Origin of the sequence: Marinobacter sp. ANT_B65, assembly GCF_002407605.1 — a bacterium.
In the GTDB taxonomy this organism is placed as follows: Bacteria; Pseudomonadota; Gammaproteobacteria; order Pseudomonadales; family Oleiphilaceae; genus Marinobacter.
The window spans coordinates 48,924-71,045 of the sequence record NZ_NXGV01000006.1 but is presented as its reverse complement, the minus strand read 5'-3'; the positions used below and the strand labels follow the sequence as shown (position 1 = coordinate 71,045).

The following is a 22,122-nucleotide window of genomic DNA, read 5'->3' as shown; positions in this document are numbered from 1 at the left end:
ATTCAGAAAATCTGGCGCGAAAGGTCATCCCCGTTTCCGTGTGTGCCATCCGGGTTCGTGTCGTCTGCAGCCAGAGGTGCGGGCGCATCCTCCTCTTTGAAGATCTCGAAAACACCTTGCTCGCCAGGCCGTGCACGCTTCCCGGTTTCGGGGTTGATGCGGATGTTGACGATGCCGTTCGGTCTGGGCATAAAGGCTGAAGGTGCTCCTTCCAGGGCTACTTTCATATAATCGACCCAGATGGGGAGGGCGGTGCTCGCGCCGAACTCTCTGCGCCCCAAGGGTGCGGGTTGGTCGAAGCCTACCCATACAGTGGTGGCAAGGTTGTGATTGAAGCCGACGAACCAGGTGTCTCTTTGTTCGTTGGTTGTGCCTGTTTTGCCTGCGATATCATCCCGACCCAGCGCCAGGGCGCGACGCCCGGTTCCGCGCCTGACAACGTCCTGGAGCATTGAGTGCAGAATATATACAGAGCGCTCATCTGCGAGTCGTCGCATGACTCGGGTTTCCGGAGTTGTTTCTGTAGTGACTGCCGGAGATGTCCTGTTTTCGTCGTCAGGGTTTGTCGTCTCTTCGTCGCTGGTATTGCAGTTCCGGTTGCAGAGGATGACCTCCGGAGCCTGGAATATCGTCTCCCCGTTGACGTCTGAAATGTTCTGGATCAGGAACGGCTCAACATCGTAGCCTCCGTTGGCTATGACGGCGAGGCCCCGGGCCAGCTCCATGGGAGATAGCTGGCCGCTACCCAGAGACAGGGACAGGTCTCTGGGCATATTCTCCGTGGGGACTTTGAGCTGCTTGAGGTAGTCCAGTGTCTGGGAAATGCCGATATCTCTCAGCAGGCGAATGGACACCAGGTTTCGTGAGCGGTATAGCGCTTCGCGAAGCGGGGTTGGTCCATAGAATTGTCCGGAGGAATTTTCTGGACGCCATGAGCTTTCGAGTTGAGAGTCGTCAAACACTATGGGGGCGTCGTTGTAGATGGTTGCTGGCGTCATTCCGCTTTCCAGGGCTGCCAGATACAGGAAGGGTTTAAAGGTTGATCCCGGCTGCCTTCTTGCTTGCATGGCGCGGTTGTACTTGCTTTGGCGGAAGCTGTAACCGCCGGCGAGTGCTTTTATTGCACCGGTTTTTGCTTCAAGAGAAATAAGTGCGCCTTCGGCTTTGGGTGTTTGCATGAGTGAAACCCTGGTCGGCTGGCCAATTCCGGGCGTTGAATCATTCCCTGGCTCGCCAGTCTCATTTGGGGCAGTTGCAGACTCTGTTGCTGCGGAGGGAGCTTGTGGTAGCTCGTCTACGCGGACATATACAACGTCGCCCACGCTCACTACGTCAGAGGGCTTTTTCGGCTTGGGGCCGGTCCAGTTTTCTGTCTTGTAGCGTGAGGCCCATTGCATGGATTCGAAAGGGATGACGGCGGGGCCGAATCTGCGTACGTGGGCAAGGGCTTCGTTTTTGTCATCGGTGACGGACGTTACAACTGCGGGCATCAGGGATTCGATTCTCGGATAGTTCAGCATAATGCTGGAAAGATTTCCGCTGGAAAGGGTTTCTGTATCGAGCTGATCGACGGCGCCGCGAAAGCCGTGTCTGCGATCATAGGCTTCAAGGCCGTTTCTGAGTGCGTCCGTGGCTGCTTGCTGGTCTTTGCTGTCGACCGTCAGCGTAACGGTATATCCATCGGTATAGGCTTCTTCGCCAAAGCGTCTTACCATTTCAGCCCGCGCCATTTCGGCGACGTAGTCGGCGTCTACTTCTGCTTCAGTGGCGTTGTAGGTGGCTGTTAGCGGCGCATTTACGGCTAGCTCATAGGCGTCCGGGCTAATAAAGCCAAGTTCTTTCATCCTGCCAAGAATCCAGTCTCTGCGAATCAGTGCGCGCTGCGGGTTTGCCAGCGGGTTGTAGGCGGAGGGGGCTTTTGGCAGGCCTGCCAGCATGGCCATTTGTGCAAGGGAAAGTTCGCTGACGGGTTTGTTGTAATAAACCCGGGCGGCGGCGGCGATACCGTAGGCTCGGTTGCCCAGGTAAATTTTGTTCAGGTAAAGTTCAAGGATCCGGTTTTTGTCCAGTTCACGTTCTATCTGAACTGCCAGAAGTATCTCATTGAACTTACGAATAAACGTCCGGTCGCGTGACAAAAAGTAATTTTTTGCAACCTGCATTGTGATGGTGCTGCCGCCAGATTGGATCGAACCGGTAGTGACCAGTTCGATGGCAGCCCGCGCCAGGCCTTTGATGTCGACCCCGAAGTGCTCGTAAAATCGTGAGTCTTCCGCTGCCATAAAGGCTTGTAACTGAATTGTGGGGATCTGTTCGATTGTGATCGGTGCCCTTCTCTTTTCACCGAATTCTGCTATTAATCTGTTGTCTTTGCTGTATACCCGAAGCGGTGTCTGGAGTTTTATGTCCAGAAGTTGCTCCACGGGAGGGAGGCCCGGACGAAGGTAGAGATAGAAGCCTGAGCCTACAATAATGGAGGCGCTCAGTCCGGTGAGAAATAACCATGCAAAAAGGCGAGAAGTACGCAACAAATGAGACATTTTTTTCTGACAACTGTTGGATATAGGTCTATCATTTGAGAAATTGCTTTAGGAAGGATGAGTCGCTTCACCGCTACAATTGTTCTCAGCAGAATAAGGTGAACATTGTAAACGGAATAATGAAGAAATTCTCTTAAATAAAAAACACATAACACATGTAACCGGGTGCTTCTGGCCAGGTAATAGGGTGAGCGCGTGTTCGGATTGTTCGGAAAGAAATCCAGTGCAGTGTTGGGCGTCGATGTGAGCTCCAGCTCCGTCAAGCTCCTTGAGCTGTCGAAGCAGGGCGATCGTTATAAGGTCGAGAGCTACGCAGTTGAGCCGTTGCCGGCCAATGCTGTCGTTGAAAAAAACATCACGGATGTAGAGGCTGTTGGTGAGGTCCTCAAGCGAGTGGCTTCTAAATCCCGTACCAGCGTTAAGCAGGTGGCAGTGGCAGTGTCCGGGTCAGCGGTCATTACCAAGGTCATCCAGATGGATGGAGGGCTCAACGAGTTTGAAATGGAAGATCAGATTGCCCTTGAGGCTGATCAGTATATTCCATATCCGCTTGACGAGGTGGCCATCGATTTTGAGGTGCAGGGGCCATCGGAAACCAATCCGGATCAGGTAGACGTTCTCCTTGCGGCGTGCCGTAAAGAGAATGTTGATATCCGTGAGGATGCGCTGGAAATTGCATCACTTAATACAAAGGTTGTCGATGTTGAAGCCTACGCCCTGGAGCGAGCCTACGCTTTGATTGAATCTCAGCTGGATTCGCAGGGTGAAGATCTTGTGGTGGCTGTTGTCGATATTGGCGCCACTATGACGACGCTCAGTGTGCTGGCGGAAGGCAAAACGGTTTACACCCGGGAGCAGATCTTCGGCGGCAAACAGCTTACCGAAGAGATTCAGCGCCGGTATGGTTTGTCTGTTGAAGAGGCAGGGCTTGCCAAAAAGCAGGGTGGTCTGCCAGATGATTATGAGTCCGAAGTACTTACACCCTTCCGGGAAGCGGTTGTTCAGCAGGTTGCACGTGCGCTTCAGTTCTTTTTCGGAGCCAGTCAGTACAACGCAGTTGACTACGTTGTTCTCGCTGGAGGTACTGCTTCGATTCAGGGGCTGACGGAAATGGTGGAAGAGAAGACAGGAACGCCGACACTTGTCGCGAATCCCTTCGCTGAAATGGCGGTTGGTTCTCGGGTTAACGCATCTGCTCTCAGTAACGATGCGCCCTCGCTGATGATTGCCTGCGGGCTGGCAATGAGGAGCTTCGACTGATGGCAAGAATTAACCTCAGGCCCTGGCGCGAAGAGCTCCGGGCAGAGAAGCAGAAACAGTTTGTTGTTATGATTTTTGGTGCTGCCATTATTGCGGGGGGGCTCACATTTCTTTGGAAGACAGACCTCGATAATAGCATCGCGTATCAGCAATCCCGGAACGCCTATATTGAATCGGCCAGCAAAAAACTGGACGAGCAGATTCGTGAAATTGAGAGTCTGAAACGTAAGCGTGATGAACTCCTGGCCCGGATGAAGGTTATCCAGGATCTTCAGGGCAAGCGCCCGGTTATTGTTCGGGCCTTTGATGAGCTGGTCCGCACCTTGCCAGATGGTCTGTTTTATACAGATCTGACGAAGGAAGGTGATCAGGTAAGTATTGTCGGTATGTCGGAGTCGAATAGTCGCGTCTCCACACTCATGCGGCAGTTTGAAGAGTCTGACTGGTTTACCAGTCCTAATCTCTCCAATGTATCGTCGGCAGATAGTCAGCGATCAGGGTACAGCCAGTTCACTATGACGGTTAAACAAAAAACACCTGAGCCCGAAGGGGAGGATAAATAATGAGCCTCGCGGACTCTTTAAAAGGCCTCAATGAATTTGATATTAATGACCTTGATATAAATAATGCGGGTATATGGCCAGTCCCTGTCAAGGCTATCGTTGTTCTGATCGTTTTTGGTCTGATTATGGGCGGTGGTTACTGGTTCTTTATAAAGGATCAGTATGTGCAGCTCGACCGGGTTGAGAAGATTGAGCAGGACCTGCGCAAAAAATACGAAGAGAAGGCTTATCAGGTGGCTAACCTGGAAGTTTTCAAGACGCAGATGGTTGAGATGGAAGAAACCTTTGGCGCGCTTGTGCGGCAGCTTCCGAGTGAAACCGAAGTGCCAGGGCTGCTGGAAGATATTACCAATACTGCTTTAGGTAATGGTTTGGCTCTTCAGGAAGTGAAGCTTCAGCCTGAGCAGAAGCGTGACTTCTACTCTGAGTTGCCGATCAATATCCGTGTTTCCGGGTCCTATCACGAGCTGGCATCTTTTGTCAGCAGTGTCGCAAGCCTTCCGCGGATTGTAACCCTGCATGATTTAACCATTAAACCAACTGGCGGAGACGGTGAGCGGCTTGATATGCAAGTTGTTGCCCGTACCTACCGCTACCGGGCTGGAGAATGAGCATGGCAGCGAAGCATGCGGGAAAAGCCTGGCTGGGTATCTGTCTGGTATCGCTCCTGACTGCCTGTTCGCAGGGCAGCGGTTTTTCTGATCTGGACAAGTTTATGGCAGACACCCGAGCCAAACCTCGAGGGTATGTCGAGCCATTGCCTGAATTCAACGCGTACGAGGCATTCAGCTATTCTGCAGCGGATCGGCGGGCGCCATTTGAGCCGCCAATAGATGTTCAGATGACTATGCTTGACGAAGAGCCTGTCAGCGATGTTGAACCAGATCTGGATCGGCCAAGGGAGGTACTTGAGAACTTTGATCTCAAGGATCTCGGAATGGTTGGCACACTGCAAGGCGTGTCAGGGGGGCTTTTTGCTTTGATTCGGGACAATGCGGGTGGTATTCACCGCGTTCGGACCGGAAACTTTATGGGACAGAACTACGGCCGTGTAATTGGCGTCAGTGAAACCCGGATCGAGCTTGTCGAAATCGTTCCGAATGGCCGGGGTGGTTGGGTAGAGCGTCCTCGCTTTCTGACCCTCGACGAAGACGCAGGCTAAGGAGTGGCTGGATGAAAATTGAAAGAAACATGCATATACAAAAAAGTTCAGGGTCGAGGCTAGCGATGTTCAGAAAACTCAATGTATACGTCAGCGTGGTTACTTTTGGGTTGTTCTCCAGTCTGGCCAGTGCGGTCACGCTGGAAGATATCTCGTTTTCGTCATTACCGGGTGAACGCCTGGAAGTGACGCTCAAATTTGATGGTCAGCCACCAGAACCATCGGGGTACACTATCGAGCGCCCCGCGCGCATCGCAGTAGACTTGCGCGATACCACCAGTGGTCTTGACAGTCGCAGCATTCCGCTGGGATCTGGAAATGCCCAGAGCATGACGGTGGTAGAGACCAAAGATCGTACTCGCCTGATCTTCAATCTGATTGAATTGGCGCCTTACGATACGGTTCGCAATAGCAATTCCCTGGTAATGACTATTGGCGGGGAATCGAGCGAAGGTTCGGTGGCCGCGAGCACGTCAGGGAGTCCTGTTTCAGCTTCAGCGAAACCTGCAGCATCCCCGAATACACTTGCGGGCGTTGATTTTCGTCGTGGAAAGGACGGCGAGGGTCGTGTGATTGTCGATCTTGGCAATTCAGGTACTCAGATAGATCTGTCTGAACTTGGCGGGAAAATTCGTCTGACCATGGATGGGCTCGCTGTACCTTCAGACCTGCGCCGTCGTCTCGATGTAACTGACTTTGCTACACCGGTCAGCAGGATTGACACGTTTGTTGAAGATGGTAATGCGGTCATTGAGATTCGCCCGGAAGGCAACTATGACTATATTGCTTACCAGTCCGGTAGTGAATTCACGGTCAGTGTAGAAAAGCTTAGTGAGGAAGAGGCGGAATCCCGTCGCGAAGAAAAATTTCCATACACTGGCGAAAAGCTTTCCCTGAACTTTCAGGATATTGAGGTTCGCTCGGTGCTGCAGCTTATAGCAGATTTCACTGGACTGAACCTCGTGGCCAGCGACACTGTAGGAGGCAGCATCACACTGCGACTGCAGAACGTGCCCTGGGATCAGGCTCTGGAGCTTATCCTGAAAACCAAAGGTCTGGATAAGCGCCAGATTGGTAACGTGTTGCTTGTCGCGCCGGCTGATGAAATTGCTGCCCGCGAAAAACTTGAGCTTGAAACGAGTAAGCAGATCGCCGAGCTTGCGCCGGTCCGATTGGATATTGTTCAGGTCAATTACGCGAAGGCTGCTGATATTGTTGAGCTGATCAAAGCGGATGAAGAGCTGATTTCGGACCGCGGGTTTGTGTCCTCTGATGTCAGGACAAATACCATTAGCCTTCGCGAATCGTCTGGCAAGCTGGAAGAAATTCGGCGTCTTGTCGCTACTTGGGATGTGCCTGTCCGGCAGGTGTCTATAGAGGCCCGCATAGTGCGCGCTCAGACAAATGTGGCGGAAGATCTCGGTGTTAGCTGGGGTGGTGCGGCATACGATGTAAGCGGAAACAACGTGTTTTCTATCGGCGGATCTCAGGGTGCGGTTGAGGAAGCTCGTGATGCGGCTGGCGGTGGTACAGGCGGCATTTCATTCCCGGGGGCACTTGCAGTGGATCTTGGTGTAACCGGTGACGGAGCCTCATCTTTCGCTCTCGGTTGGGGTGGTCAGGATTTTCTGGTCGATCTCGAGCTGTCTGCACTTGAAACAGATGGCCGGGCGGAAGTTGTATCTCAGCCCCGGGTAGTAACGGCGGACCGCCAGACAGCATCTATCAAGTCCGGTGAAGAAATTCCTTACCAGGAGGCCTCATCCAGTGGTGCAACTTCTGTTTCATTCAAAGAAGCAGTGCTGTCTCTGGAAGTAACTCCGCAGATTACACCGGACGATAAAATTATTATGGATCTGGTGGTGAATCAGGACTCTCGTGGCGAAGAAACTGCGGGCGTTCCATCTATCAATACTAATGAGGTTACAACCCAGGTGCTGGTTGGTAACGGCGAAACGGTAGTGCTGGGTGGTATTTTCCAGTCCGAGGTTGCAACCACGGTTACCAAAACGCCGTTCCTTGGAGATATCCCCTATCTTGGGCGCTTGTTCAAGCGCACGGAAAAGGTCAATGAGCGCAGTGAACTGTTGATCTTTATCACACCCAAGATCATCAAGAACGACCTGATTCGGTAATCTGACCAGGTAGAAAAAGCCGCCGCAGTAAATCGGCGGCTTTTTTGTGCCTGTAAAGCCGGCGGAGCTGAAGCTTATGCAATCTGCAGCCCTGTGATATTCTCACCCGCCTGAACATTATTGAGCGGAAGATATGTCTTTGCCCAAACGCGTAGTCCTGGTTGGCCCCATGGGCGCTGGTAAAAGTACAATTGGCCGGATGCTGGCCCGGGAACTGGGGTATCGATTCCTGGATTCTGACCGCATCATTGAAGAGCGCTGTGGGGCAAATATTCCCTGGATATTCGATGTTGAAGGCGAGGATGGCTTCAGGCAGCGGGAAACAGCTATGCTGGATGAGCTGTCCGCTGAACCGGGAACAGTTCTGGCCACCGGTGGTGGCGCGGTTATGCGCCCGGAGAATCACCCGATGTTGAAAAAAGATTCGGTTGTTGTCTATCTGAGGACGTCGATAGAACAACAGGTTGAACGCACGAGCAAAGATCGTAACCGGCCATTGCTTCAGAGTGATGATCCGGAAGGGGTTCTGCGTCGCCTGTTTGCTCTGAGGGATCCGTTATACACGGAACTTGCTGATATTATCATGCATACAGACCGCAAGAGTCCCCGGCTTGTGGTACGCCAGCTCGTCAATCGCATAAATCCTAAAACACCGCGACACCAAAGACAGGTACGAAAGGAAGGCCGGAACCATGTATAAGCTGCTTAATGAACTCCAGGTTTGTCTGGGTGAGCGCAGTTACCCGATTATGATCGGCGAAGGTATGCTGGGTAAGTACGATCTTTCTGGTCATGTTTGTGGTGACCAGGTGATGATCGTTACCAACGATGTGGTAGGTCCTTTGTACCTCGAGCTGGCCAGAGGTTGTTTCCCTGGCAAGAGTGTGGACTTCGTTGTATTGCCGGATGGTGAAAAGCATAAAAACTGGCAGACGCTGAATCTGATTTTTGATGCCCTGCTGGAAAAACGGCATACCCGTAAAACCACTCTTGTGGCTTTGGGTGGGGGTGTTGTTGGTGACATGACGGGGTTTGCCGCAGCTTCCTACCAGCGTGGTGTGCCGTTTATTCAGATACCGACAACTCTTTTGTCCCAGGTTGACTCTTCTGTGGGTGGTAAAACCGGCATCAATCATCCGCTTGGAAAAAACATGATCGGTGCTTTTCACCAGCCTGAAGCAGTTCTGATAGATACCGGTACCCTTCAGACCTTGCCGCCGAGGGAGGTTTCCGCCGGGCTTGCAGAAGTTATCAAGTACGGTCTGATTCGCGACACAGGCTTTCTTGGGTGGCTGGAGCAGGCGGTAGACCAGTTGATAGCTCGTGACAATGGGCCTCTGGCTGAAGCTATATTCCGGTCGTGTGTTTGCAAGGCCGATGTTGTGGCTCAGGATGAGCGTGAGAGTGGGCTCCGGGCGACGCTGAATCTTGGTCATACCTTTGGTCATGCAATAGAGACATTTGCCGGATACGGTAACTGGCTGCATGGAGAGGCGGTTGGAACGGGCATGGTTATGGCCGCCGATTTGTCTGTGCGGGAAGGCTCAATCAGTCAGGCGGATTATGATCGTATCGTCCGGATCATTAGCCGGGCCGGCTTGCCGGTTTCACCTCCGGCGAATATGACTCCGGCAGATTTCATGAGGCTGATGGCTGTTGACAAGAAGAATCTCGATGGGTGGTTAAGGCTGGTACTGCTTCGCTCTGTAGGGAACGCAGTTGTTACGTCTGACGCCTCCCCGGAAAACCTTGCTGCAACACTGGTGGCATTCTGTGAGCAGGAAATCTAGGCAAAAGTTGTAATATTGAAACGCAGGGATCTTTTGTGACAGACGATAGCTTCAACAGTCTTGACGGTGGTGGGTTGTTTTCCCGGTTACAGCAGCGATATGGTCTAAGAGATAACCCGCTGGAAATGGAGACGCCCTTCTTTCCGGATGCTATGCGGCACCATGCGCTGGAAGCGCTTCGTCATCTCTGTGGGTTTGGTGACATGGCGCTGCTGCTGACCGGTGCGCCTGGTTCGGGTAAGAGCAGGTTGTTGGCTGAGTTGGTGCGCAGTGAGTCATCGCGGCTGGGGTTTCATCGTTTGTCTGCAGCAGCCATGACAAGCTCGAACGCGCTGGCAAGAGATCTTAAACAGGTTGCTCGTTCCGGGGCGGGTGCGAGCGAATACGATAACCCGCGTGAAACCGTATATCGTTTTTTTCGGTGGTCGGAAAGCAGGGTCGAGAAGGGGCAGCGCATGGTGCTGCTTATCGATGATGCTGATCACGCGCCTCCTGATCTGCTCCGGCTGATTCTTGATGGTTTCCTGGCCGCAGATCGTTCCAAGGCAGCCGTTCCGGTATTTGCCGGTGAAGATCGGCTTGTGACGCTTCTGGATCTTGAAGATTCGTCAGTCTCCATTCACCAGATTCATTTGCGTCCGCTTACCAGAGAGGAGGTTTTCTCCTATCTTGAGCCTCGTGTCCACAAAGCGGGAGGCAAGGTGAATGAACTCTTGAGCCCCGTCCGGCTGGCGAGAATACATGAGCTTAGTCAGGGTAGCTTTTCCCGTCTGAAAAGGGTGACGCCCGGTATCTGGATGGATATTGTTTCCGATGCTTCGAAGCAGGCGCGCTCTCAGGGTATCGATTTCAGACAGTTCCGTCTTCCTGCACTGGTGCTGATGCTGTTGGGTGGTTCCTGGTGGTTTGTATCCCAGCAATATGAGGAAACTGTCGCTCTTGAGCACGAGACAGTTCCAGAGCCCGAGCGTATCCGGAAGAGCATCACGATTGGTCCCGGCGCATCTGAAAAAGAAGATACGGGGGAGTTGCCTTCGCCGTTGACAGAGTCTGTGGCTCCGCCGGATACTCCTCCTGAGCCTGAGCCTGAGCCTGAGCCTGAGCCTGAGCCTGAGCCTGAGCCTGAGCCTGAGCCTGAGCCTGAGCCTGAGCCTGAGCCTGAGCCTGAGCCTGAGCCTGAGCCTGAGCCTGAGCCTGAGCCTGAGCCTGAGCCTGAGCCTGAGCCTGAGCCTGAGCCTGAGCCTGAGCCTGATTTCAATCCCGGCAATCCCGGTAAGTATGTGGAGCTTAGTCAGTTGCGCAGCCGGAGTAAGGGCTGGACCATTCAGTTGGTGGCTGGGAACCTGGAGCAGACAGCGCTTAATGTTATCTCCCGCTACCCATCTCTGGACGATATGGTTTATACCAGGGGCGAGCGTAAAAACGAGCCTTGGTTTATGGTGTTTTATGGAGACTATCCGACCAAGGAAGACGCCCAGAAAGCGGCGGCCGGGCTTCCTGGTTCGCTGGTTTCCAGTTCTCCCTGGGTACGCACAACCGACGGGTTGTGAAGAATCCTCCGAAAAAGAAAACAATCCTTGTAACCCGTTATTTCATATCCTTAAAGGTGGGGAATAACGGGAATCTCTTCTGGAAATATTTCCAAATCTGTTTGAGTACGTGTTTGTACGTGTGTAAAATGATCAGCCCATTTTTTTTATGTCGGTTGGTTTTTGCACTCTTTTGGTGCATAAGTAGCTGATTAAAAAGCATTTACATGTAAGAGAGCGCATATGAAGTCTGGTTTGTATCATCCCGACGAATTTAAAGACAACTGCGGCTTTGGGCTTATGGCCCACATGAAAGGCGAGGTCAGCCATAAGTTGTTACAGACGGCCATTGAGTCGCTCACGTGCATGACTCACCGGGGTGGTATTGCAGCAGACGGAAAAACCGGCGACGGCTGTGGTCTGCTTGTTCAAAGCCCTGACGCGTTCCTGAAAAAAGTTGCCAAAACAGCGTTTGGTGAAGAGCCCGAAGGGCTGTTTGCTGTTGGCCAGGTTTTTCTCAACCCGGACCCGGATAAGGCTTCCAGCGGGCGTGCTGCGCTTGAGAAGCGCCTGGTTGACCAAGGGCTGGAAGTCATGGGCTGGCGTGAAGTGCCTGTTGATGACAGTTGCCTGGGCCCAATGGCTTTGGACTGCATGCCCCGGATAGAGCAGGTGTTTGTGACACCTGCAGCCAAATCAGAGCGGGAATTTGCTATAAGCCTGTTCATCGGGCGTCGAAATGCCGAGCGGGATATGGCGGATGATTCCGAATTCTATATCTGCAGCCTTTCTCACCGCACTCTGGCCTATAAAGGCCTGATGATGCCGGCGGACCTGGCGAACTTTTACCAGGATCTGGGTGATCCTGATTTTGCCACTGCCATATGCGTGTTCCATCAGCGCTTCTCAACCAACACCATGCCGCGATGGCCCTTGGCCCAGCCGTTCCGTTATCTGGCACATAACGGTGAAATCAATACCATCGACGGCAACCGCAACTGGGCCATTGCCCGGGCTGCGAAGTTCAGTTCCCCGGATCTGCCCGATCTGCAGACTCTCCAGCCCCTGGTTAACCTGGCTGGTTCCGACTCGTCCAGTATGGATAACATGCTGGAAATACTTCTGGCCGGTGGTGTGGATCTGTTTCGGGCTACGCGGATGATGATTCCGCCGGCCTGGCAGAATGTCGATACCATGGATTCTGAGCTCCGGGCATTCTATGAATATAACTCCATGCACATGGAGCCTTGGGATGGCCCAGCCGGTCTGGTTATGTCGGATGGCCGTTACGCTGTCTGCATGCTTGATCGCAACGGTCTGAGGCCTGCACGCTGGGTGGTTACCAAAGACGATTTCATCACTCTGGCGTCGGAAATAGGCACCCACAGCTATCAGCCGGAGGACGTGGTTTCAAAAGGCCGGGTCGGGCCGGGGCAAATGCTGGCCATTGACACCGAATCCGGTGAAGTTTTGCACACGGGTGATATCGATCAGCGGCTCAAAACTGCAAAGCCCTATAAGCGCTGGCTACGCGAAAACGCGCTGCGAATGGAAACAACCCTGAACCAGGAGACTCCGGAGTTCCGGCTGATGGGGCCGGATGAACTGCTGGTACACCAGAAGATGTTCATGGTGTCGTATGAGGAGCGTGACCAGATTTTGCGTCCTCTGGCAGAAAACGCCCAGGAAGCTGTGGGCTCCATGGGTGATGATACGCCCATGGCGGTGCTGTCCAGCAAGGTTCGTCATGTTGCTGATTACTTCCGGCAGAAGTTTGCTCAGGTGACCAACCCGCCTATTGATCCACTGCGGGAAGCGATTGTGATGTCGCTGGAAACCTGTATCGGGGCAGAGCGCAATGTTTTCGAAGAAACTGCGGAGCATGCCGACAGAATTATTCTGACCACGCCGATTCTGTCGCCAATGAAGTTTCTCCAGATTACCAGCAACGAGCGCCCGGGATTTTCGGTTGCCCGGATTTCCATGGGGTACTCTCCTGAGCTGGGGCTTGAACAAGCTGTTCGTCGTGTCTGCGATGAGGCCGAGCAAGCGGTTCGAAGTGGCAAGGTTCTGTTGATTCTTTCAGATAAAGACCTTGTACAAGGCGAGTTGCCCGCCAGTTCCCTGATGGTAACCGGAGCAGTCCACCACCATCTTGTGGCGAACGGATTACGTTGTGACTCCAACATTATCGTAGAGACCGGCTGGGCCCGCGACCCCCACCATTTTGCTGTATTGTTTGGATTTGGCGCCACAGCTGTCTATCCGTACCTGGCCTACCAGGTGCTGAACGATCTGATCCGTACCGGCGAATTGCTGATGGATCCCCTCGAAGCGAAAAACAACTACCGCAAGGGGATCAACAAGGGTCTGCTGAAGATTCTGTCGAAGATGGGGATCTCGACTATTACCTCCTATCGCGGGGCTCAGTTGTTCGAAGCTATCGGGCTTGCGGATGAGCTGGTCGACCTTTGCTTCACTGGTGTGCCCTCCAGAATTCAGGGCGCTGGCTTTGTTGATTTTCAGCAGGATCAGGAGCAGCTTGCATCCGATGCCTGGAAGCCGCGAAAGCCGATTTCCCAGGGAGGCTTGTTGAAATATATTCACGGTCAGGAATACCACGCGTTCAATCCCGATGTGGTGGGCAAGTTGCAGGAGGCGGTCACTACCGGCGATTACGGTCATTACAGGGAGTATGCGGCGCTGGTGAATGAGCGCCCGGTTGCTACCCTGAGAGATTTGCTGGGTTTCCGTGAAGGTATTGAAGCCATTGGAATTTCCGAGGTTGAACCGGTTGAGCAGATTTTTACCCGGTTTGACTCTGCGGCTATGTCTCTGGGAGCTCTGTCACCAGAGGCTCACGAAGCGCTGGCTGTAGCTATGAACAGGCTTGGGGGGCGTTCCAACTCCGGTGAGGGTGGTGAAGACCCTGCCCGCTATGGAACTGAAAAACGGTCCAAAATCAAGCAGGTCGCTTCGGGCCGCTTTGGTGTTACAGCAGAATATCTGCGCAGTGCCGATGTGATGCAGATCAAGGTTGCCCAGGGGGCCAAGCCGGGGGAAGGGGGGCAGTTACCCGGAGGTAAAGTGAATGAGCTGATCGCGCGTCTGCGTTATTCGGTTCCGGGCGTCACACTGATCTCGCCGCCGCCCCACCATGATATTTACTCGATTGAAGATCTTGCGCAGCTGATCTTTGATCTCAAGCAGGTCAACCCGCAAGCCCTGGTGTCTGTAAAGCTGGTCTCTGAACCGGGTGTCGGCACGATTGCAGCAGGTGTGGCAAAGGCGTATGCAGATCTGATTACGGTTTCCGGATATGACGGTGGTACGGCTGCAAGCCCGCTGGCGTCTATCCGCTACGCCGGCTCTCCTTGGGAGCTCGGGCTGACAGAGACCCAGCAGGCGCTGCGTGCCAACGATTTGCGCGGCAAGATTCGCCTGCAAACGGATGGAGGTATCAAAACCGGCCTGGATGTGGTGAAGGCCGCCATTCTTGGCGCCGAAAGCTTCGGTTTTGGTACCACTCCCATGGTGGCTTTGGGTTGCAAGTACTTGCGTATCTGTCACCTGAACAACTGTGCAACCGGCGTTGCAACCCAGAACGAGCATCTCCGCGAAGAGCACTTCAAAGGCACAGTGGAGATGGCTATGAACTTCTTCCGCTTTGTGGCGGAAGAAACCCGCGAATGGATGGCTCGGCTGGGTGTTCGCAGTCTGGAAGAACTGGTTGGGCGCGTTGATCTTCTCGTGCGCTTGCCGGGTGACACTGAGCGGCAGAAGAAACTGGACCTGACGCGCTTGTTGTCCAATGATCATATTCCGGAGGACAAGCCTCAGACCTGCCAGGTTGAGCGCAACATACCATTCGATCAGGGGTTGCTTGCTGAAGAAATGCTTGCAGCAATTGCGCCTGCGATTGAAGGGAAAACCGGCGGTGCCTGGAGTTTCCGGGTGACCAACTGCGATCGTTCCATTGGAGCGCGCCTTTCCGGCGAGATTGCCGCGAAACACGGAAACCAGGGTATGGTCGATGCGCCGATTACCCTGGATCTTGTTGGTACTGCAGGCCAGAGCTTTGGCGTCTGGAATGTTGGCGGGCTGAACCTGATTCTCGAAGGTGATGCCAATGACTATGTCGGCAAAGGTATGACGGGTGGCAAGCTGGTCGTCAAGCCGCCCCGTGTCAGCGCCTTCAAAACTCAGGAGACTGCGATCATCGGTAACACCTGCCTCTATGGCGCCACCGGCGGCAAGCTGTTTGCTGCAGGTACTGCAGGTGAGCGTTTTGCTGTTCGCAACTCGGGAGCTCATTCCGTTATCGAAGGCGCCGGCGACCACTGCTGTGAGTATATGACTGGTGGTCTGGTTACTGTGTTGGGTTCTACGGGGGCTAACTTTGGCGCTGGTATGACTGGCGGGTTTGCCTATGTGCTGGACAGGGACAACACCTTTGTAGACAAATACAACCATGAGCTGGTTGAGATTCAGCGTATCGCCCGCGAAGAAATGGAGGCTTACCGCAATCACCTGCGCAGCGTGATCCGGGAACATATCTCGGAAACCGGCAGTGCATGGGCAGAGCATATTCTTGAAAATTTCGACGACTACATCGGCCGGTTCTGGTTGGTGAAACCCAAAGCTGCCAATTTGCGCAGCCTGTTGGCAAGTACCCGTGCGCGCCCTGAATAAGCGCGACGCGTTGAGTCTGAATACTTGCAAGGGTTCAGGGGTGCCATTAAGAGCAGTCCGTGTCGATATTGAGCTGATGAGAGCGTCAACATGAAAGAACGACTTGGTAATGATTTCCAGTTTGTGGAAGTGGGGCGGCTAGACCCAAAGAAAGTCCCTGCTAAAAAACGCAAGAAAGAGTTCGGCGAAATATATCGCCCCTTTAGCGCTGATAACGCAGCATCACAGTCTCACCGTTGTCTGGAGTGCGGCAATCCGTATTGCGAATGGAAATGCCCGGTACACAACTATATCCCTAACTGGTTGAAGCTGGTCTCCGAGGGCAACATCATGAAGGCAGTTGAGTTGTGTCATCAGACCAACTCGCTGCCCGAAGTATGTGGTCGTGTTTGCCCGCAGGACCGTTTGTGCGAAGGGGCCTGTACCCTTAATGATGGCTTTGGTGCGGTTACCATCGGCTCGGTTGAAAAGTACATTACCGATACGGCTTTTGCTTTGGGCTGGAAGCCGGATATGTCGGCGGTCAAGTGGACGGATAAAAAAGTAGCGGTTATTGGTGCCGGCCCTGCAGGCCTGGGGTGTGCTGATGTGCTGGTGCGTAACGGCGTAAAGCCCGTGGTATTTGATATCTACCCGGAAATTGGTGGCTTGCTGACATTCGGCATTCCCGAGTTCAAACTGGAAAAGTCCGTAATGGCCCGCCGGCGACAGGTATTTGAGGAAATGGGCGTCGAATTCCGCCTCTCTACAGAGGTGGGCAAAGACGTTCAGGTGCAGGATATCCTCGATGAGTTCGATGCGGTTTTCATGGGTATGGGTACCTACAATTATATGAAGGGCGGCTTCCCTGGTGAAAACCTTCCCGGGGTATATGATGCTTTGCCGTTCCTGATCTCCAACGTGAATCGCCGCCTTGGGTTTGAAAAAGATCCAGCGGATTTCATTGATATGCAAGGTAAGCGTGTGGTTGTCCTGGGTGGCGGTGATACTGCCATGGACTGTAATCGCACCTCGATTCGCCAGCAGGCGGAGAGCGTGACCTGCGCCTACCGCCGCGATGAGGCCAACATGCCAGGTTCGCGCCGTGAGGTGTCGAATGCAAAGGAGGAGGGGGTGAAATTTCTGTTCAACCGTCAGCCCATAGCTATCATCGGTGAAGATCAGGTGGAAGGTGTGAAGGTGGTTTCAACGCAGCTTGGCGAGCCGGATGAAAATGGTCGCCGCCGCCCGGAGGTGGTTCCTGGGAGTGAAGAGGTTATACCTGCTGATGCTGTGTTGGTTGCGTTTGGCTTCCGTCCGAGCCCGGCTGAATGGTTTGATGAATTTGCGATCACCACCGACGATTCCGGTCGGGTAACAGCGCCCGCAGAGGCGGAATACGGCTTTCAGACCAGCAACCCTAAGATTTTTGCGGGCGGAGATATGGTTCGGGGTTCGGATCTTGTTGTTACCGCGATCTGGGAAGGGCGTCAGGCGGCTGAGGGTATTATGGATTATCTGGATATCTGAAAATTGTTTTGCTCTGGATCATCGGGCCGGCTTACTAAAGGTAAGCTGGCCTTTTTTATTATGGGAAACGGGGTATCATTGCCTCCATTCCATTAAGACCACCTGAAAGAAACAACGTTGGAATCCTTATGACCGAGTTGAAGAATGACCGCTTTTTGCGCGCTCTGATGCGCCAGCCTGTTGATCGTACCCCGGTATGGATGATGCGCCAGGCCGGCCGCTATCTGCCTGAGTACCGCGCTACCCGGGAGAAAGCAGGCGACTTCCTCAGCTTGTGCAAAAATACGCCTCTGGCGTGTGAAGTGACCCTTCAGCCTCTTGAGAGGTTTCCGCTGGATGCTGCGATTCTGTTCTCGGACATTCTCACTATTCCGGATGCGCTGGGCCTTGGTCTGTATTTTGAAACCGGCGAAGGTCCTAAGTTCCGGCATACGATTCGCTCCAAAGCGGATGTAGATGCGCTGCCGAAGATCAAGGCGGAAACAGATCTCGACTATGTTATGAACGCTGTTTCCACCATTCGCGGCGCCCTCAATGGTCGCGTCCCGCTGATTGGATTCTCGGGCAGCCCATGGACGTTGGCGACGTACATGGTTGAAGGTGGTTCTTCCAAGGATTTCCGTGAAGCCAAGAAACTCATGTATGGCCAGCCAGAGGTAATGCACAGTTTGCTGGATCGCCTTGCAGATGCGGTCATTGACTACCTCAATGGGCAGATCAAGGCTGGTGCTCAGGCGATACAGATCTTTGATACCTGGGGCGGCGTGCTGAGTAGCTGGGCGTATGAAGAGTTTTCGCTGCGCTATATGAAGAAGATTGTCGACAACCTGATTCGCGAGAATGACGGGCGCTATATTCCGGTAATACTGTTTACCAAAAATGGCGGGCAGTGGCTCGAGTCAATTGCCGATTCCGGTGCTGACGCCGTTGGTCTGGACTGGACCACGGACATTGGCAATGCCCGCTCTCGTGTGGGCGACCGTGTAGCTTTGCAGGGTAATATGGATCCCACCATGCTCTATGCGCCACCTGAGCGGATCCGCCAGGAGGTGGGGGATATTCTGCGCCGCTATGGTTCCGGTTCGGGTCATATTTTCAACCTCGGTCACGGCATTACTCCAGATGTCGATCCGGAGCATGCCAAAGCGTTCATTGAGGCTGTTGTTGAATTGAGCCCCGAGTATCATCGCTAGCGCTTGTTCCCGTGAATAGCGTACATCTGTGTGGAGGTCTATAGTCATACCAGATGTTATCGACAATATGAGGAGCGCTATTTTGCCCGCCAAAGCGTCCGAGAAACGGAAGTTTCAACGCATTACCTTTGATGCGCCATGCGAGTTGCACGCGCTGGAAAGCGTGTGGACAACGGAAGTGCTGGATATCTCCCTGAAAGGAGTTCTGGTCAGGCGGCCGGAAGGGTGGAATGTGCCGTTGAGTCAGCCTTGTGAGTTAATCGTTCATTTGGATGGCCAGCAGGCAGGTATTGTCATGGCTGTGGATTTAAAGCATGTTGAGGCGCACAGGCTGGGTTTCAGGTGTCAGTACATTGATCTGGAAAGTGCTGGTCACCTGAGGCGCCTGGTCGAGTTGAATCTTGGGGATCAGATTCTTCTTGAGCGGGAGTTTGCCCGATTAATTGACTAGCACTGCCTTCAGTGCGAACCATGCTCCGGAGGCAAAAGTCTGGGCTTGAGCCTAAAGCTCCTCCAGAGCTGTGATCGCTTCACTCAGCTTGGTCACAGGAATCACTTTCATGCCCTCGATAGCCTTGCGGGGCGCGTTGGATTTGGGCACCAGCGCACGGGTAAAGCCATGCTTTGCAGCTTCATTGATTCTCTCCTGGCCGCTGGGCACAGGCCGGATTTCTCCCGACAGGCCGACTTCCCCGAAAATTACCAGATCCTGTGGCAGGGCTCGGTCGCGAAATGATGATACGATCGCGGCCAGCAATGCCAGGTCAGCACTGGTCTCATTGACTTTCACGCCGCCTACAACGTTCACAAACACATCCTGGTCTGATACATGCAGGCCGCCATGACGATGTAGTACTGCCAGCAGCATTGCCAGCCGGTTCTGATCGAGGCCAACGGCCACGCGCCGCGGGTATCCACCCTGAGCCATGTCCACCAGGGCCTGAATCTCCACCAGCATCGGCCGGGTGCCTTCCCAGACCACCATTACGACACTGCCCGGAGACGCTTCCTCTCCGCGGTTCAGGAAAATGGCGCTGGGGTTTTTAACTTCCTTAAGGCCTTGCTCCAGCATGGCAAAGACGCCCAGTTCGTTCACCGCCCCAAAGCGGTTTTTTATGCCGCGCAGAGTGCGGTAACGGCTATCGCTGGAGCCTTCCAGCAGAATAGAGCAGTCGATCATGTGTTCCAGCACTTTGGGGCCGGCGAGGCTTCCGTCCTTGGTGACGTGACCGACGAGGAAAAGAATGGTGCCCGTCTGTTTGGCAAACCGGGTCAGAAATGCTGCGCTTTCGCGAACCTGGGATACGGAGCCAGGGGCAGATTCAATGTCTGCAACGTGCATTACCTGAATACTGTCCACTACCAGAATTCGCGGCTTTTCTGTTTCTGCTACCTGCATGACCCGTTCAACGCTGGTCTCAGAGAGCATTTTCAGGTCTTTTGTAGGCAGGCCCAGGCGTTTTGCCCGCATCGCGACCTGCTGCAGGGATTCCTCGCCGGTAACGTAGAGCGCTGGAACGCTGGCGGCCAGATGGCACACGGCCTGAAGTAACAGGGTGCTCTTGCCGGCACCGGGGTGCCCGCCCATAAGCACTGCGGATCCTTCAACAAGTCCTCCACCCAGAACCCGGTCGAATTCCTGCATGCCAGTGCTGATGCGCTCCTGCTCGGCAAGGCTTACATCGTCCAGGCTTTGCACGGCTGATAAGCTGCCGGCAAAGCCTTCAAAACGAACGCCGCGTGCACCTTTTGCATTGCTGCTGACGCCCCGGACCTCGCTGATGGTATTCCAGGTCTGGCAAGCTGTGCACTGGCCTTGCCATTTGGAATAGTCCGCACCGCACTCGGTGCAGACATAGGCGGTTTTTGCTTTTGCCATCAGGCGAGCTTCTTGTACTTCATGCGCTGGGGCACCATGGCGGAATCCCCTTTGCGCTTTTTATGGTCTTCGTCGTATTCGGCAAAGTTACCCTCGAAGTACACCACCTCACCGTCATCTTCAAATGCCAGAATGTGCGTCGCCACGCGGTCCAGGAACCATCGGTCGTGCGAGATAACCATGGCGGAGCCCGGAAAGTTCAGCAGAGCTTCTTCCAGCGCACGCAGGGTTTCAACGTCCAGATCGTTGGTAGGTTCGTCCAGTAGCAGTACGTTGCCACCTTCTTTCAGGAGTTTGGCCAGATGCAGGCGGTTCCTCTCACCCCCGGACAGGTCGCTTACGCGTTTTTGCTGGTCTGAACCTTTGAAGTTGAAGCGGCCGGCGTACGCCCTTGATGGGGTTTCGTAGTTGCCTACCTTGATGATGTCCTGGCCTTCGCTGAGCAGTTCCCAGACAGTTTTCGATCCGTCCAGGTCGCGGCTTTGGTCCACATAGGCCAGTTTGACAGTTTCACCTACGGTGATGGTGCCGGAATTGGGCTGATCCTGGCCGGCGATCATGCGGAACAGAGTGGACTTACCTGCGCCGTTCCCGCCGATGATGCCAATGATGGCGCCCGGTGGTACCGAGAAAGAAACGTTTTCATAAAGCAGTCGGTCGCCAAAAGCCTTGCTGATGCTCTCGACTTCGATGACCTTGTCGCCAAGGCGGGGGCCGGGCGGGATATAGATTTCGTTGGTTTCGTTGCGTTTCTGGAAATCCTGAGAGCTCATTTCTTCGAAGCGGGCAAGGCGGGCTTTGCTTTTGGATTGCCGGCCTTTGGCGTTGCTGCGCACCCACTCCAGTTCCTGCTTGATCGCTTTCTGTCGCGAGGCTTCCTGTTTGGCTTCGGTGCCCAGGCGTTGTTCTTTGTTTTCCAGCCACTGGCTATAGTTGCCTTCAAATGGAATGCCCTGGCCCCGGTCCAGTTCAAGAATCCAGCCGGCTACGTTGTCGAGGAAATAGCGGTCGTGAGTGATGGCAACCACTGTGCCTTCGTAGTCGTGCAGGAAGCGCTCCAGCCAGGCGACGGATTCTGCGTCCAGATGGTTGGTTGGCTCGTCCAGCAGCAGCATGTCCGGGCCTGAGAGTAGCAGACGGCACAAGGCTACACGGCGGCGCTCGCCACCAGAGAGGTTCTTTACCTGCTGATCCCAGGCGGGCAGACGCAGCGCGTCGGCGGCAACTTCCATTTTACGTTCAATATCGTGGCCATCGGTGGCCTGTATCAGAGCTTCCAGTTTGCCCTGTTTTTTGGCCAGGGCGTCAAAATCCGCATCCGGCTCTGCATAGGCGGCGTAAACCTGATCCAGCTCTGCCAGAGCGTTATGAACGTCGGCCACGGCTTCGTCAACAATGTCTTTAACGGTTTTGCTGTCGTCCAGTTCGGGTTCCTGGGGCAGGTAGCCTACGTTGATGCCTGGCTGAGGCCGGGCTTCGCCAATGTAATCCTGGTCCACTCCCGCCATAATGCGTAAAAGGGTGGATTTACCGGAACCGTTGAGGCCGAGTACACCTATTTTTGCACCCGGGAAGAAGCTCAGGGAAATATCTTTGAGAATTTCGCGCTTGGGCGGAACCACTTTGCCCACGCGGTTCATGCTGTATACGTACTGGGCCATAAAAGCATTACCCTCTTTAGAATGCGAGATATGTCGGGTGTCTGAGGCGCTTTCAGTAAGCGCATCATTGAATGTTGCAATTGGGTTTGTAAGGTATCGAAACCCGGGTGCTATAGCAATTTCAGGAAAATGAGTGATATCGGTATGGCGGTATCTGCGAACTGTATAAAAGGTGATTTTCAACCCGGTAATGGGCTAGAATAGCGGCC

The 22,122-nt window shown here is 53.8% G+C and carries 15 protein-coding genes; 12 read left to right on the top strand and 3 right to left on the bottom strand.

The window, feature by feature from the left end; translation table 11 throughout:
• Nucleotides 1-2 precede the first annotated feature (2 nt).
• Nucleotides 3-2,540: a penicillin-binding protein 1A gene (locus CPA50_RS18720; RefSeq protein WP_096784072.1), complete on the bottom strand. Its 2,538-nt coding sequence runs from the start codon at nucleotides 2,538-2,540 to the stop codon at nucleotides 3-5.
• A gap of 195 nt (nucleotides 2,541-2,735) precedes the next feature.
• Between CPA50_RS18720 and CPA50_RS18715 the strand changes: the two genes are divergently transcribed.
• From CPA50_RS18715 to CPA50_RS18660, 12 genes are all read left to right on the top strand, one after another.
• A complete protein-coding gene (locus tag CPA50_RS18715) occupies nucleotides 2,736-3,800 on the top strand; it encodes a pilus assembly protein PilM (protein ID WP_096784071.1) in 1,065 nt (354 codons plus the stop codon).
• The gene (locus CPA50_RS18710) at nucleotides 3,800-4,363 is read left to right on the top strand and encodes a PilN domain-containing protein (RefSeq protein ID WP_096784070.1); all 564 of its coding nucleotides are present in this window, start codon (nucleotides 3,800-3,802) and stop codon (nucleotides 4,361-4,363) included. The genes CPA50_RS18715 and CPA50_RS18710 overlap by 1 nt, the downstream gene beginning before the upstream one ends.
• Complete coding sequence (locus tag CPA50_RS18705; RefSeq protein WP_096784069.1) at nucleotides 4,363-4,974, top strand: type 4a pilus biogenesis protein PilO; 612 nt, start codon at nucleotides 4,363-4,365, stop codon at nucleotides 4,972-4,974. The genes CPA50_RS18710 and CPA50_RS18705 overlap by 1 nt, the downstream gene beginning before the upstream one ends.
• A 2-nt stretch (nucleotides 4,975-4,976) precedes the next feature.
• Entirely contained in the window at nucleotides 4,977-5,525 is a 549-nt protein-coding gene (locus CPA50_RS18700) for a pilus assembly protein PilP (RefSeq protein ID WP_096784068.1), read from the top strand.
• Between the two features lie 65 nt (nucleotides 5,526-5,590).
• Complete coding sequence (gene pilQ, locus CPA50_RS18695) at nucleotides 5,591-7,660, top strand: type IV pilus secretin PilQ family protein (protein WP_179397268.1); 2,070 nt, start codon at nucleotides 5,591-5,593, stop codon at nucleotides 7,658-7,660.
• Nucleotides 7,661-7,793: 133 nt separating this feature from the next.
• Entirely contained in the window at nucleotides 7,794-8,360 is a 567-nt protein-coding gene (aroK, locus tag CPA50_RS18690; protein WP_096784066.1) for a shikimate kinase AroK, read from the top strand.
• Nucleotides 8,353-9,450, top strand: a complete 1,098-nt coding sequence (gene aroB / locus CPA50_RS18685) for a 3-dehydroquinate synthase (RefSeq protein WP_096784065.1) — start codon at nucleotides 8,353-8,355, stop codon at nucleotides 9,448-9,450. The genes aroK and aroB overlap by 8 nt, the downstream gene beginning before the upstream one ends.
• A gap of 35 nt (nucleotides 9,451-9,485) precedes the next feature.
• Entirely contained in the window at nucleotides 9,486-11,000 is a 1,515-nt protein-coding gene (locus tag CPA50_RS18680; protein WP_096784064.1) for an AAA family ATPase, read from the top strand.
• A gap of 222 nt (nucleotides 11,001-11,222) precedes the next feature.
• On the top strand, nucleotides 11,223-15,671 hold the full coding sequence (gene gltB, locus CPA50_RS18675; protein WP_096784063.1) for a glutamate synthase large subunit: 4,449 nt from the start codon (nucleotides 11,223-11,225) through the stop codon (nucleotides 15,669-15,671).
• Nucleotides 15,672-15,761: 90 nt separating this feature from the next.
• Entirely contained in the window at nucleotides 15,762-17,180 is a 1,419-nt protein-coding gene (locus tag CPA50_RS18670) for an FAD-dependent oxidoreductase (RefSeq protein WP_096784062.1), read from the top strand.
• Nucleotides 17,181-17,308: 128 nt separating this feature from the next.
• Nucleotides 17,309-18,373 carry a uroporphyrinogen decarboxylase gene (gene hemE / locus CPA50_RS18665; protein WP_096784061.1) on the top strand — a complete coding sequence of 355 codons (1,065 nt, stop codon included), beginning with the start codon at nucleotides 17,309-17,311 and terminating at the stop codon, nucleotides 18,371-18,373.
• Between the two features lie 82 nt (nucleotides 18,374-18,455).
• On the top strand, nucleotides 18,456-18,824 hold the full coding sequence (locus tag CPA50_RS18660; protein WP_096784060.1) for a PilZ domain-containing protein: 369 nt from the start codon (nucleotides 18,456-18,458) through the stop codon (nucleotides 18,822-18,824).
• Nucleotides 18,825-18,875: 51 nt separating this feature from the next.
• Here the strand turns inward: CPA50_RS18660 and radA are convergent, their stop codons facing one another.
• Both radA and ettA read right to left on the bottom strand, forming a co-directional pair.
• Complete coding sequence (gene radA / locus CPA50_RS18655; protein WP_096784059.1) at nucleotides 18,876-20,252, bottom strand: DNA repair protein RadA; 1,377 nt, start codon at nucleotides 20,250-20,252, stop codon at nucleotides 18,876-18,878.
• On the bottom strand, nucleotides 20,252-21,913 hold the full coding sequence (gene ettA, locus CPA50_RS18650; protein WP_096784058.1) for an energy-dependent translational throttle protein EttA: 1,662 nt from the start codon (nucleotides 21,911-21,913) through the stop codon (nucleotides 20,252-20,254). Before ettA ends, radA begins: the two co-directional genes overlap by 1 nt.
• Nucleotides 21,914-22,122: the final 209 nt, after the last annotated feature.